The organism is Alkalibacter mobilis (genome assembly GCF_015594845.1).
In the GTDB taxonomy this organism is placed as follows: Bacteria; Bacillota; Clostridia; order Eubacteriales; family Alkalibacteraceae; genus Alkalibacter; species Alkalibacter mobilis.
In genome coordinates, this window is sequence record NZ_JADNRK010000005.1 from 1 (window position 1) to 13,285 (window position 13,285).

Genomic DNA, 13,285 nt, shown 5'->3' on the forward strand with positions numbered 1-13,285 from the left:
TCTTTACGAATTATTCTTTGAAAAACAACAGTCTGTCTCAATTTAATATGAGACAGACTGAAAAAGAGACATTTTCTAACGATAATTACTTTAAAAAAAAGAGACATTTTCTCAAGTTATTGACATAAATTTGATAATATTCCTGAAATCTTTTTTCGATCTGTTTCTCTTGATGAAATTATCCCATTTATCAGACGATGGTATTTATCACTTCCAACATATCATCGGCTGTTGTAACAGATTTTGCATTTGCCTGATATACTCTTTGCACAACCAACATCTCTGTTATGCTCTGTGTCATGTCCACATTCGAATTTTCCAAGTGCCTCTGCCTTAAAACTCCGAATTCAACATCCAAATCCTCAACAGAGTTATATACCGGCACGTCCTCTCCAGGCAAAAATCTCCCCTCCCCAAGGGTAATGAGATCATCTGAATTTTCAGGTGCAAATACAACCACTTTGCCCAAATCAATATTTTCACCAATTTCATCAACAAAGCTTATAACTCCATCGCTTCCGATATTGACGGATTCACCGTCAGGCCATTTATCAATGTCCACATAAGTATCCATGGCCAAAATATTCCCTTGATCATCGGTGATGCTGTTATCAGCATTTTGGTGAAAACATCCGTTTCTGGTCAATGAAAGTTGTCCCAAATCATCAACTGTTCCAAAAAAACCCCTTCCTTCGATCGCTAAGTGAAACGGACTGTATGAAGGGACGATCGTACCCTGAGTAAAATCCGTCTTGGAAAAAACTGCTCTTGATCCTGCATTTATCCCCTGATTCTGTCCATTTTCAGAAATCTGAACCTGATTATCCCCCAATTTATTTATGAGCAATTCCTGAAAATTTATTTGCTTTTTCTTATAACCTTCGGACCCTGAATTTGCAATCTGGTCAGCTACATTATCCATTACCTTCTGTGAAGTCCTCATTCCCGAACTACCTATTTTCAACCCATGAAACATTTCCTGCCCCCCTAGTTCCTTCCAATTTCATTCACGGTCTTTTGCAACGTTTCGTTAAGCACTTTCAAAGCCCTTTGATTAGACTCGAACTCTCTGGAAATTTCCATCATCTTTACGATCTCATCCATTAGGTTTACGTTTGAATTTTCAATGTAGCCTTGCAAAACCGAAGACTGCGTCAACTCAAATTCTTCATTCTCAGGTAAAAACAAAGCATCTCCACTTAGTTCAAAGGATCCATAATCTGCAAAGTCAACCGTCATTATTTTTATTCCCGAGTCGTTTATGAAACCCGAAGAATTCACAGAAAGATCATCGCCTTCTACAAAAATTCGAGTTGTATTCCCAACCTGATCTACGGCCAGGACAGGATGGCCTTCCTGAGTAATCAGTTGGCGATTTTCATCTATTTTAAAGTTTCCATTTCTTGTAAATCCAATTCTTCCTTCTTCCAGTTCTACAGAAAAAAATCCTTGACCTGATATTGCCAAATCCGTGGTCAGTCCAGTTTCCTTCAATATTCCCTGGCTAAAATCAGTATGCGCTTCATCTATTTCCGTACCCATATTTATGGTTCCCAATGTTTGGAATTTGTCATTTCCAACTCCGCCAGTGTGATTATGCACTTCATACTCGGCCATGGTTTTTTGGATCAAATCTTGATATTTATACCCTGGTGTATTTGCGTTTGCCGTATTTGCAGCATTGTTTTCCTGTTTTTTTTGCAAAACGTTCATCTGTCGACCTACATTATAGAGGCTTCTAATTATCACCCGACTCACCTGCTCCCTTCAAATCGACTTTTATTTCATCAGGGTATACCATACCCATCTCGCGCGCCTTGTCTTCAATTCTGAAATTTAAAGACATGATGCAAGAACCATTCATCAATAAAGTACCCAACAAGATCCCTGCACCCAGTGCTATCAATATTTCAGATCTAACTCTTAATAGTGCCTGGATAAGTTTTTTAATAGTAAAACCTCCCCTTTTTTTATTCCCATGACATTGGCAATCTCCTGTATATTGAGTCCCTTGCTCTCGTAATCCAAAAAAGACTTGATATTATCGGGCATTTCTTTTTTTGCAATCAAAATATCACTCTGCTTTTCCAATTTTTCGACGGTTTTCGATCGATCATTCAATTTTTTTTCATCTTCTTCTATTTCAAATTTTATTCCTGACACTTCGATTTGTTCGTCATTGATTTCTTCGGGTCGACTTTCATTTTTTTTCATATTTTCCAAGACCATCAAACTGGTAAAAACCGTTTTTTCCAATTCATTTAATCTCGTTTTCAAGTCGTTTAATTCTTCTGATTTGAATTCTTCTTCAACCTGAATATATTCCATCGCATAATTTGCATCTGACTTATCTTCATAATTTCTTTTAATAAATCCTCCAAACGTCAAAGCACCGCCTAAGATAATTAAAAAATAGAACATCACTTCATTCCCCTCATATATTGCATTTCAAGACATGAAATCTTTTAATCTGACCAGTATCTTGCCATGAATCTGGGATACCCTCGGTATGGAAATATCCAGGATATAGGCAATTTCTTTTAAAGTCAGCTCCTCCACGTAATAAAGACTCAAGATGATTTTTTCTCTTTCATTGAGCTGCTCTATGGCTTCAATCAGCAGGCTTTTTCTTTCCTTTTCTAAATAGTTCATTTCCGGCGACTGCATGGATTCGTCTTTGATCATATCCAAAAGCTGGATCTCGCTTCCATCTCCTGTAAACAAAGTGGTCTCCATGGACACCTCAGAAAGATAATGAACTGTTTCATGCAACTTGTAAAGATCTTTCTGGGTAATTCCCAACTCCATACATATTTCATGTTCTTCAGGTTTTCTTAATAATTTCTGCTCCAAGTCTTCCCTGGCCCTATAAAATCTGTTCAACTTGTTGATCCTGTCTCTGGAAACTCTACCGGATTTTCTCATTTCGTCTATTATGGAGCCTTTTATCCTTACAGAGGCGTATGCTTCAAAAGGAACCGATTTATCCGAGTCGTATTTTTTAACGGCATCCATCAAGCCTATAACTCCAACTGAGAACAAGTCGTCTTTTTCCAAATATCCATCTCCGGAGTCGATCCTGTTAACGATCCTTTTCACAAGTGGAATATACTTTAGTATAATTTCATTTTCTGTTTCCGCAGCAGGGTATCCCAATTTTATCACCTCCAATATTATTTTCTGCTTTGCTTCCTCATCAAAATAAATACGTGGTTTATGATAAGTTCTTCCGTAGATTCATCCAGATTTTCAAATTTAATTCCGTAAAAATACTTTATATTTGCAGGGTTGACAATAAGTTGCCGATGGACTACGATCCCGTGAATTACCAGGGGTTCTTCCTCAAGACATATCTGCAATAGGATCTTTTGTCCTTCTTTTATGTCTTCATCGCATGAAAATTTGACACCTCCGGCACTTAAATCTATCATGATCGCACTTTTCATATACTTGGCTATGCGCTCGATCAGATGATCAAGGTTATTTACAGAGGCTACCGATTCAATGAGATACCTGTTATTGGTATACTGGATAGGAGCACTGCATGGAACCCTGACATTGTCCCTTCTCTGAATTTCTTTGATACCCCCTATGTGAATTATGGAATATGAAGGTATGTTTTCGGATTTTCTAAGACCTATTATGCCGTTGAACAAAACAGCTTTTCTTTCACCATAAGCTACAGCCCTGATACATTCGCCTTTGTGAAAAAGCTTGAAATTCTTGTCATCGGCAGGAACTGAAAAATCGACAGAGCTTTCCGATTTATCCACTACCATGCCCTCGGTTACCCTTCCGTCTTCGCTTATGATCTCAATTTTTCCATTCAGTTTAATCAAATTCAATTCCAATCACCTGCTTAGGATCCAAAAATTTTTAAAAATCTGTTTCCCAACTGTTTTAGTGTGGAAACATTTCCAGTGTAGTTCTTTTGATCAAGTATGGATGAAGCTATGAGTTTTATATTACCGCTGGCCAATGACCCAGGATAAGCGAGTACCACCGGTTCCTGTTCCATGATCGCTTTTTCAACTCTTGAATCATCAAATATATATCCCGAATTCTCAATGTCTACAGTTAGAAAACTTTTTGCAGTATTATAAAGTTTTCCGTAGGTTTCTTCCCCCACATCAATGGACGAGACCTTGTTGACCACCAGTTTTACCGTGGACTTGAGTTGATAGAAACTAATTGCTTTCAACACCCTGTAAGCATCGGTAACGGCAGTAGGTTCAGGAGTGGTCACCAGAATAACTTCGTGAGCAAAAGTAATAAAACTGAGGGATTCTCGACTTATACCTGCTCCATTGTCGATTATCATAACGTCGAATCCACCAATATCCAACAACCCCTGAATGAACTTCTTTTGTGTTTCTTCATTCAGGGTCTCCATTTTAAGAAGTCCCGCTCCTCCAGACACAAATTTAATGCCTTCCGGCCCTTCGTATATTATTTCCTTCAGGTCTACTCCACTCTCAAGATGATCAAAGAGATCGTACTTGTAATTTATGCCCAAAAGGATATCTGCATTGGTCATCCCAATATCTGCATCCATCAATAATACTTTTTTGCCGGATTGAGCCATGGAAATAGCCAGATTTACAGAAAGGTTTGTTTTGCCGACACCACCCTTGCCGCTTACCACCGAGTATATCTTGATCAATCCTGGATTGTAATTCTTGCGAATTTCTTTTGATTCAACTAATTTTCTCAATATTTCGGCTTGGTCATTCATTGATCAATTCCCTCCATAGATAGGATAAAACATTCTCAAGGGAAGACTCTTCAATGTCTTCCGGGACATTTTGACCATAGCAAAAATATTGAATGGGCAAAACATTATTTTCCATCATGTTCCAAAAATTATTATAGTTTCGCACTTCGTCAAACTTAGTCAATATTATCCCGTTGTACGACAGGGATCTGTACGTCTTAAGCACTGCATTGTTTGTATCTACATCGGTAGACATGCTTAAAGTCAGGTAAGTGTTTTTTTCACCTTCAATTTGATCCACATAGGCTTTGACATCTTCGATCCTGTCCTCGCTCCTTGGGCTTGCTCCAACTGTATCGATCAAAATCAAATCGCAATCTTTAAGTTTTTGGATCTTCGATTTCATTTCAGAAGGTTCGTTCACTGTCTCACAGGCAATTCCCATTATTTTGGCATACTTTCTTAATTGCTCCACCGCTGCAATCCTGTATGTATCTATGGTTATAAGGCCAACTTTCTTGTCATTGTGCAAATATTCCTTAGAAGCAATTTTAGCCATGGTAGTTGTTTTTCCAACTCCGGTCGGTCCTACAAATACGTTTATTTTGCATAGACCAAGTTCCTTCAAGTAGGCGTTTTCCATGTACATTTCAGATATGAAATTTCGCACTTTCTCATAATCCACTTCATTTTCGGAAATGGCATTTCTATCGCAATAATCCTTCCATCTCTTATGGGTAGAATCGTGATTTCCGAAAACATGCCGTCCTTTAGATTTTTCAGTCTTTTCGACTGTGGCCTTTTCAGTTGATTTTCTAGACTTTTCAAACAGGATCTTGTTTATTGCTTCTTTCTCGGTTTTGTTCTTTTCGTGTATTTCATCTTCTATGGCTATGGTTACCTCAAACTTTTTTTTCCTGAATGGATTATACCATTTTCCAGGTTTTACCGTCTTTTGACTTATGATTATTGCATCCTTGCCCAATTCATACTTTGCACGAACGAGGGCTTCTCTCATGTCATTTACTATGTATCTTTTAATGATCAACGAAACTCCACCATCCCAACAACTTCAATCTGTATATCATTCGGAACTTCATTTAAAGATAAAACAGCAATCTCCGGAAAAGTAATAGCAGTAAGATTCCTGAAAGCAGTCCTTATTTTTGGCGATGCAAGAATGACACATTGATACCCTTTTGACAGTGCGCCATCATAAGAACTTTTTATGCCGTTAAAAATCCTGGTTATCATATCCGGATCTAAAACAGGAATGCTCCCGTTTATGGTCTTTTGAATATTTGATCCAATTAAATCTTCCAATTGGGAATCTATCGTTATTACGTTTAATTCTCCTTTATGGTCCAGATGATCCTTCACCACTGTCCTCTGCAGATCATGCCTGACATGTTCTGTCAAAACTTCCGTATCTTTGATTGTCGTCCCATTATCTGCCAAAGTTTCCAAAATCGTTACCAAATCCGTAATCGGCACATTTTCCCTCAATAGATTTTGCAGCACTTTCTGGACTTCACCCAAGGTCATGATTTCCGGAATAAGTTCATCTACTACTACCCCGTAATTTTCTTTCAAATCTTCAAGAAGAGCTTTTGTTTCCTGCCTTCCCAACAGCTCATGGCTATGTCTCTTTATCAATTCTTTGAGATGTGTCACAAGAACCGTCACTGGTTCAACGATCGTATATCCTTTCAAATCCGCCATCTCTCTGTCTTTGCCGTCTATCCAAAGGGCATCAAGCCCAAAAGCCGGTTCCGTGGTCGCAATCCCCTCCATTTTAAAATCGGAAGTTCCCGGATCGATCACCAAATATTTGTTGGTGAATATTTCACCTCCGGCTATTTTATTCCCCTTGATTTTAAGGACATATTCGTTGGGGTCCAGCTGCAGATTATCTCTTATTCTTATGGGATTCACCAGGATCCCCAATTCATTGGCACATTGCTTTCTTATAGCTGTAATGTGCCCGACCAAATTGCTTTCCGCGCCCTCATCCACCAGCGCTATTAAACCGTATCCTATTTCAAGAGATATGGGTTCGACTTGATATGAGGTGATTTCCTCTTCTTTTACCATGCTTGATTTGAATTTTTCTTCTTTTAAAAGAGCATTTTTTTCTTCGGCTTTTTCATTTTCATATACCAGATATCCTGAAGTTCCCAATATCAAGGCAATAATAAAAAAAGGTATCGAAGGAAATGCCGGGATCATTCCTATTGCAAAAATCACAACAGCACCTATCATCATAACCTTCCAGGTTGAAAAAAGTTCATCAGCAAGAGTAGAACCAAAACTTTTGTCATTACCGGATCTGGTTACTATAATTCCCGATGCCACTGATATCAGTAGTGAAGGAATTTGACTAACGAGACCGTCACCTATGGTCAAACGGCCAAAACGGTCGAGCGACTCCATAATAGTCAACCCGCCCTGAAGTGAAAATATTATAATTCCACCGGTAAGATTTATTATAGTAATGATTATTCCGGCTATTGCGTCGCCTTTTACAAATTTGCTGGCTCCATCCATAGAACCATAAAAATCAGCTTCTCTTTGCAGATCCAAACGTCTGATTTTAGCTACTTCTTCATTTATTATTCCTGAATTCAAATCTGCATCAATTGCCATCTGTTTCCCCGGCATGGCATCGAGAGTAAACCTGGCTCCGACCTCCGAGACCCTTCCTGCACCGTTTGTAACTACCACCATTTGAACTATGGTTATTATTACAAATATTACTCCTCCAACTACGTAATTGCTGCCAGTTACAAAGGTGGCAAAGGCATTTATAACAGATCCGGCGGCACCCTCGCTGAGTATCAGTCTGGTGGATGAAATATTCAATCCAAGTCTGAACATGGTCATGATCAACAACATGCTCGGAAATATGGAAAATTCAAGTACGTTTTTAGTGAACAGCGTCAGTAGCAAAATCATAACCGAAATAGACAGATTTACTGTCAAAAGCAAGTCCAGCAAAAAGCTGGGCATTGGAAGTATGATGATAGCCACTATTCCTATAACTGCAAATGCGATGGCTATCTCAAGATATCTGTTTATTTGATCGAATGCGTATTTGATTCCCTGGGGCATAACCTTCTCCTAACTAAATCTTACCTTTATTCTTTTCTTTTAACTTATAAACAAATGCCAAAATTTCAGCTATGGCCTGATACATTTCTACAGGCACATGATCTCCCGGGTCTACTTTGTGATACATTGCTCTGGCCAAAGGCTTGTTTTCGACAACAGGCACATTTACTTCCCTGGCTTTTTCCTTAATTTTCTGAGCCATGTAATCAAGACCTTTCGCCATAACCACTGGTGCCTGATCCTTTCCCTGTTCGTATCTCAACGCAATTGCTATGTGGGTGGGATTTGTGATTATGACACTTGACTCCTCTACACTCTGCATGGTTCTGCTCATGGACAATTCACGTTGCCTTTGCTGCCTTGCAGATTTGATTTTGGGATCTCCTTCCATTTGCTTGTACTCATCCTTGATTTCCTGTTTTGTCATCATCATGTTTTTTTTGAATTCCTTCTTCTGAAAAATCAAATCGATGATTGCCAGCCCCAGCATCAGTACCGCTATATTTATGCTTAAGGATCTGATTATTTCAATAAAAAAATAAAATAAATTTTCGGTTCCTATTTGTCCTGAATTCAAGATTTGTCTAATGACATCCTGAAGTCCCTTGTAAGTAATAAATGATACTACGATCAATTTCAAAATACTCTTGAACATATTGAAAACAGCTTTTTGCGAAAATATGTTCTTAAAACCTTCCACCGGGTTCAATCTCTTGAAATCCGGCTTTATGGGCTCTATTGAAAAGATGAATCCTACCTGAACCAGGTTTGTAAAAACGCCCAGTGCTACCGCTATGATACCAAAAGGCAGGAATATATAAAAAAATCTCTCAATGATCTGTATCAGCACGACACCGGCATTTGCATAAGACAAATCATTTCCAATCCCGGTTTTCAAAGTGGCTTCAACCATCTCTGCGGAATTCACCAGCAGATATCTGCCCAGACTACCTAGAAGCAGTGCAAATATCAAAAAAGATACCGCTGAATTCAGATCTCCACTTTTAGCAGTCTGACCTTTTCTCTTGCTGTCTCGGAGCCGTTTGGGTGTGGCTTGTTCGGTTTTTGAATGTTTATCCTGCACAAAATCCCCCCTAGCGGAACATCTCCAACGACTTTTGGATAAAATCATCCATCAACATAAGGTTTTTGCCTGCATAATTTAACAAGGAAGTTATCAGAAGCAAAAAAACTATTAAACCTACCAAAGACTTCAAGGGCATTCCCAGCATAAAAACATTAATTTGAGGTACTGTTCTTGAAATGAGTCCCATGACTATATCTGTTACCAACAGTACTATCAGCATGGGTGCAGCCAAACTGAAACCTATCTTGAATGCATGGGAAAACATGTACAGGACGCCTTCCAAATTTATACTTCCAAACCCTACGGTCCCCGGACTCACCAACTGAAACGACTCTATCATAGATATTATCATCGTGTGATGAAGGTTCAGGATAAAAAACACTAAAATGGAAATCCAATAAAACAGGCTTCCATAATATGATGAAGTATTCCCGCTGGATGGATCAAACACCGCACCCATGGAATATCCAACTTGAAAATCTATGTACTGCCCCGCCATCTCAACGGCAGAAAAAATAAGCTTTGCCATGAACCCCATTGAAAGGCCTATTATGGTTTCCCTTATTGCTCCCAACATAAAATACACTGTGTTTTCCTGGACAACTGATAAAGAAAGATTCATATATACCAACCAGCTCAAAACAAGAGAAAGTGCGACTTTGGATGTATTCGGCAAACTTTTGTGAGAAAATCCCGGAACTACTACTATAAAAGATGTGATTCGCACCATAATATAAAGAAAAGCTTGAACCTCAAGAACAAACATCCAATCACCTATAAATTTGGGATCAGTTCCAACAGATCCCGGAAAAATCCAGTAAGCACATTCATCATGAAACTACCAAAAATTATCAATGCAAAAATCACGGCCATCATTTTCGGCACAAAAGACAAAGTTTGTTCCTGCACCTGAGTCGTGGCCTGCAAAACGCTTATCACCAGACCAACTACCATGGCGACAATCAAAATGGGTGCCGCAACTATAATTGTGTTCATAAATGCGTTTCTCAACAAATCCAAAGCTATGGTCTGATTCATAAATCTCTCCTAACTAAAACTTCTCAGCAATGACTCCACCACCAGATACCAACCATCGACCAAAATGAACAATAGAAGTTTAAACGGTAATGATATCATTACCGGTGGCAGCATGAACATGCCCATTGACATCAATATGCTGGATACAACGATATCCATAACCAAAAATGGCAAAAAAAGTATGAACCCAATGCTGAAAGCCATTCTCAATTCACTTATCGTAAATGCAGGAACTATCACGGTAAATGACAGCTCCATTGGATCATCCAAATTTTCCATATTTGAAGCTCTCATAAAAAGAGCCAGATCTTTCTCCCTTGTCTGTTCCAACATAAATTTTTTGATGGGGCGGGACCCTATGTCGAATGCTTCTTCCTGTGTTATCTCTTCACTTAAATAGGGTGTGACAGCCTGATCCATTACTTGAGTGTAAACCGGTTGCATCACAAACAGCGTAATGAACAGCGCCAAACCCATCAGAACTTGATTGGGGGGTGTCTGCTGGCTTCCGATGGCACTCCTCAAAAATGAAAGCACCACAACGACCCGGGTAAAACATGTTGTAAGTATTAGAAATGCAGGAACCAACGTCAGTACTGTCAACAATATAAAAACCTTTACTGTGTCAACAAGGGCCTGGGGTTCGTTTTCCGATGAGCTGAAATTAATGCCAAAATCACTTAGATCCAAACCCGTTGCCGAAACTTGATCAGGAAACAATACCGCAAAAGACGCAAGTAGCAAGACAATTATTATCAACTGTCTCTTATTCATGATTTTTCCCCTTTTTTATGAATTTTTCCAGGGGATTTTCATCTAACCGCCTGCTTTTCTCATCTATGATCTTTTCAACTTCCGCAGGATCCAGTTCTTTGATGAGTTTGATCTCATTTCCTGAAACCCCAATCAGATCGTAACCTCCACCAACTTTTACTACCGCCAGATATCCCTGATTTGACAAAGGCATCTTTTCGATTATTTTAATATAAGACAAAGTTCCCTGATTTATTCGCCGGGCAAATCTGATCGTCACATAAGCCAATGCAATTACAGCGCCCAAAGCTGCAAATGTCTGCAGCAGTGCAAAAAACATTTCAAAATCCATATTTTCTCTCCGGTTACTGGATCAAGAAATCTGTAAAGTATATTTCCTCTACCGTTTCTTCACCCAAGGTTTTATTTATATTGGTCTTTAGCCTGGTTTTTGCTTTTTCAAGACCGCCTGACTCCAGCAATTCATCCGGGTTGTAACTCATAAGATCTTCTATGATCACATCCCTTATCTGACTTGTTTTCTTTTCCAGATAAGACGTTTTCTTATCATCACTGTACATAATGGAAATTTGAGTTTTGAGGTAATTGTTGGTTCTCCCATCTGTATCCAGATTGACCACAAAGCTGTCCAGCTGCATTACATATTCTTCCTGTTTGACAAATTTTTCTGTTATATCGGATATTTTCAAACCAGTTGCCATAAATATCAAAGCCACTATCCCCAAAACTATTATCGCGCCCAGTATGGCAATTACTACTATCAGCTTGTTCGGTTTTTTCTTTTCACCTTCTACCGCCATTGTCATACCTCTCCTTCATCCATGATTATCAATAAATTGACCCTTCTATTCAGAGCCCTGTTCTGTGGTGTATCATTGTGGGCAATGGGTTGATATTCTCCGTATCCTATTGCCGAAAGTCTCTTTTCAGGTACCTTTTTAACTTCACACAGGTACCTTACCACCCTGACTGCCCTATCAACCGACAATTCCCAGTTTGTAGGATAATTTGCCGTTTTAATGGGGACGTTGTCGGTATGTCCCTCTACAACGATCTCATTTTCAAACTGCAAAAACAATCCTTCCAAGTTGTCAAGTATCTCCTTCCCGCCGGTTTTAAGTTCAGCTCTACCCGGCTCGAAAAGTATGGCTTCCTTTATATCAACGAAGACACCGCTTCTGTTGAGACTTACTGTAACTTCAGCTTCCAGACCTTGTTCCTGGATATAATCCTTTACCTGTGTGTACATTTCCAGTGTGGTTTCTTTAATTGTACTTGGATCGATAATGTCCTCTATCTCATGATTTTCCTCTTCAAGGGGTATGTCCGTTGTAGGATCCTGTCCTTCGAAAATAGTCGGTTGACCCTCTCCCATCAACACAGCCTGCAGTGAATAACTTATATCCTTGAATTTTTGCACATCGACTGTAGAAATGGAGTACAGTAATATGAAAAAAGTCAGCAACAATGTCATCATGTCAGAAAAAGTAGCCATCCATGCAGGTGAACCAGAGGACTGGCTTTCAGTAGTTTTCCGCTTTCGCCTTTCCCTACTCATATGCCTCGGCCTCAACTCCCGGAGTGATCTTTTCTTCCTTTAATACCAAATGATCTTCCGGGGACAAGTATGTCATCAATTTTTCTTCTAAAATCCTGGGATTGGTGCCAGCCTGGATCTCTATTATTCCTTCGATAGCCATTTCCTTGGAAAACATTTCCTCGTTTGTTTGAACACTGAGGTTGCTGGCAACCGGGATAAAAACAAGGTTCGCAGTTAGTGAACCGTAGAAAGTGGTAATCAATGCGACAGCCATCCCAGTTCCAATGGAACTGGCATCCTGGAGGTTGGCAAGCATGACGATCAAACCTATCAACGTTCCCAACATCCCAAACGCAGGAGACAACTCCCCCCATTTAGTGAATATGTTTTGCCCCATTCTATGCCTTCTTTCAGTGGTTTCCATCTTTAGAGTAAGGATCTCCCTGATTATATCAGGGTCGATCCCATCTACTACCATCTGCAGACCGGATATCATGAACTCGTCATCCATGGTTGCAATGTCGTCTTCCAAAGCCAAAAGACCATCTCTTCTGGCTTTTCTTGCCAATTCGGAAAAAATCAATATCAACCTTTTTCTGTCATTTTCGGGCTCAATGACCAACATTTTCAATATTTTAGGCAATTTCATCAAGTCTTTCAGCGGAAAGCTTATAAGAAGAGCACAAAAGGACCCACCTAATGTAACTACAATGGACGACAAGCTGACAAAGCTTTGAATGTCCCCACTCATTAGAATTGAAATTACTATTAAGGCAAAACCCGCCACCAAGCCTATTATTGCTGTAAAATTTTTTTTCATCAATCAAACCTCCGGTTTTCCCAGGTATATCTTTCTTCTGTATTCTACGATCCTGTCTATGATGGCCTCAGGAGATTCCTTGACCCGCACGGTTTTTCCGTCGGTCAAAGTGATCACTGTATCGGGCAATGCTTCGATTTTAAAAATCAGGTCATCATTAAGATAAAACTCACTTCCACCTAAAGAGTTTAAAAGTATCAT

Annotated in this window: 18 protein-coding genes; all 18 read right to left on the bottom strand. The window is 39.3% G+C overall.

Annotation, left to right across the window (positions count from 1 at the left end; translation table 11 throughout):
• Positions 1–190 precede the first annotated feature (190 nt).
• From IWB18_RS04025 to IWB18_RS04105, 18 genes are read right to left on the bottom strand one after another with little or no spacing between them, the layout of a single operon-like run.
• The gene (locus IWB18_RS04025; RefSeq protein ID WP_195682323.1) at positions 191–976 is read right to left on the bottom strand and encodes a flagellar hook-basal body protein; all 786 of its coding nucleotides are present in this window, start codon (positions 974–976) and stop codon (positions 191–193) included.
• An 11-nt stretch (positions 977–987) separates the two neighbouring features.
• Positions 988–1,758: a flagellar hook-basal body complex protein gene (locus tag IWB18_RS12685; RefSeq protein WP_332310659.1), complete on the bottom strand. Its 771-nt coding sequence runs from the start codon at positions 1,756–1,758 to the stop codon at positions 988–990.
• Positions 1,739–1,864 carry a hypothetical protein gene (locus tag IWB18_RS12575; protein WP_269747899.1) on the bottom strand — a complete coding sequence of 42 codons (126 nt, stop codon included), beginning with the start codon at positions 1,862–1,864 and terminating at the stop codon, positions 1,739–1,741. The genes IWB18_RS12685 and IWB18_RS12575 overlap by 20 nt, the downstream gene beginning before the upstream one ends.
• Positions 1,865–1,923: 59 nt before the next feature.
• Entirely contained in the window at positions 1,924–2,421 is a 498-nt protein-coding gene (locus tag IWB18_RS04035; protein WP_195682325.1) for a hypothetical protein, read from the bottom strand.
• Positions 2,422–2,448: 27 nt separating this feature from the next.
• On the bottom strand, positions 2,449–3,165 hold the full coding sequence (locus IWB18_RS04040; protein ID WP_207740742.1) for a sigma-70 family RNA polymerase sigma factor: 717 nt from the start codon (positions 3,163–3,165) through the stop codon (positions 2,449–2,451).
• Between the two features lie 8 nt (positions 3,166–3,173).
• The gene (locus IWB18_RS04045) at positions 3,174–3,845 is read right to left on the bottom strand and encodes a flagellar brake protein (RefSeq protein ID WP_195682326.1); all 672 of its coding nucleotides are present in this window, start codon (positions 3,843–3,845) and stop codon (positions 3,174–3,176) included.
• A gap of 14 nt (positions 3,846–3,859) precedes the next feature.
• A complete protein-coding gene (locus IWB18_RS04050) occupies positions 3,860–4,735 on the bottom strand; it encodes a MinD/ParA family protein (RefSeq protein ID WP_195682327.1) in 876 nt (291 codons plus the stop codon).
• A complete protein-coding gene (locus IWB18_RS04055) occupies positions 4,728–5,762 on the bottom strand; it encodes a flagellar biosynthesis protein FlhF (protein ID WP_195682328.1) in 1,035 nt (344 codons plus the stop codon). The genes IWB18_RS04050 and IWB18_RS04055 overlap by 8 nt, the downstream gene beginning before the upstream one ends.
• Complete coding sequence (flhA, locus tag IWB18_RS04060; RefSeq protein ID WP_195682329.1) at positions 5,759–7,825, bottom strand: flagellar biosynthesis protein FlhA; 2,067 nt, start codon at positions 7,823–7,825, stop codon at positions 5,759–5,761. Before flhA ends, IWB18_RS04055 begins: the two co-directional genes overlap by 4 nt.
• Positions 7,826–7,838: 13 nt before the next feature.
• Positions 7,839–8,909 (bottom strand): flagellar biosynthesis protein FlhB, encoded by a 1,071-nt coding sequence (gene flhB, locus IWB18_RS04065; RefSeq protein ID WP_195682330.1) that lies wholly within the window; start codon positions 8,907–8,909, stop codon positions 7,839–7,841.
• Positions 8,910–8,919: 10 nt separating this feature from the next.
• Entirely contained in the window at positions 8,920–9,678 is a 759-nt protein-coding gene (gene fliR / locus IWB18_RS04070; protein WP_225877759.1) for a flagellar biosynthetic protein FliR, read from the bottom strand.
• A gap of 8 nt (positions 9,679–9,686) precedes the next feature.
• Positions 9,687–9,950: a flagellar biosynthesis protein FliQ gene (fliQ, locus tag IWB18_RS04075; RefSeq protein ID WP_195682332.1), complete on the bottom strand. Its 264-nt coding sequence runs from the start codon at positions 9,948–9,950 to the stop codon at positions 9,687–9,689.
• A gap of 9 nt (positions 9,951–9,959) precedes the next feature.
• Positions 9,960–10,724 carry a flagellar type III secretion system pore protein FliP gene (gene fliP / locus IWB18_RS04080; protein ID WP_195682333.1) on the bottom strand — a complete coding sequence of 255 codons (765 nt, stop codon included), beginning with the start codon at positions 10,722–10,724 and terminating at the stop codon, positions 9,960–9,962.
• Positions 10,717–11,055 (bottom strand): FliO/MopB family protein, encoded by a 339-nt coding sequence (locus IWB18_RS04085; protein ID WP_195682334.1) that lies wholly within the window; start codon positions 11,053–11,055, stop codon positions 10,717–10,719. Before IWB18_RS04085 ends, fliP begins: the two co-directional genes overlap by 8 nt.
• A gap of 13 nt (positions 11,056–11,068) precedes the next feature.
• Positions 11,069–11,524 carry a flagellar basal body-associated FliL family protein gene (locus tag IWB18_RS04090; protein WP_195682335.1) on the bottom strand — a complete coding sequence of 152 codons (456 nt, stop codon included), beginning with the start codon at positions 11,522–11,524 and terminating at the stop codon, positions 11,069–11,071.
• Positions 11,525–11,526: 2 nt separating this feature from the next.
• A complete protein-coding gene (locus IWB18_RS04095; RefSeq protein ID WP_195682336.1) occupies positions 11,527–12,282 on the bottom strand; it encodes a flagellar motor protein MotB in 756 nt (251 codons plus the stop codon).
• Positions 12,275–13,084, bottom strand: coding sequence for a motility protein A (locus tag IWB18_RS04100; protein WP_195682337.1), 810 nt, complete (start codon positions 13,082–13,084; stop codon positions 12,275–12,277). The genes IWB18_RS04095 and IWB18_RS04100 overlap by 8 nt, the downstream gene beginning before the upstream one ends.
• A gap of 3 nt (positions 13,085–13,087) precedes the next feature.
• Positions 13,088–13,285 (bottom strand): flagellar FlbD family protein, encoded by a 198-nt coding sequence (locus IWB18_RS04105; RefSeq protein WP_195682338.1) that lies wholly within the window; start codon positions 13,283–13,285, stop codon positions 13,088–13,090.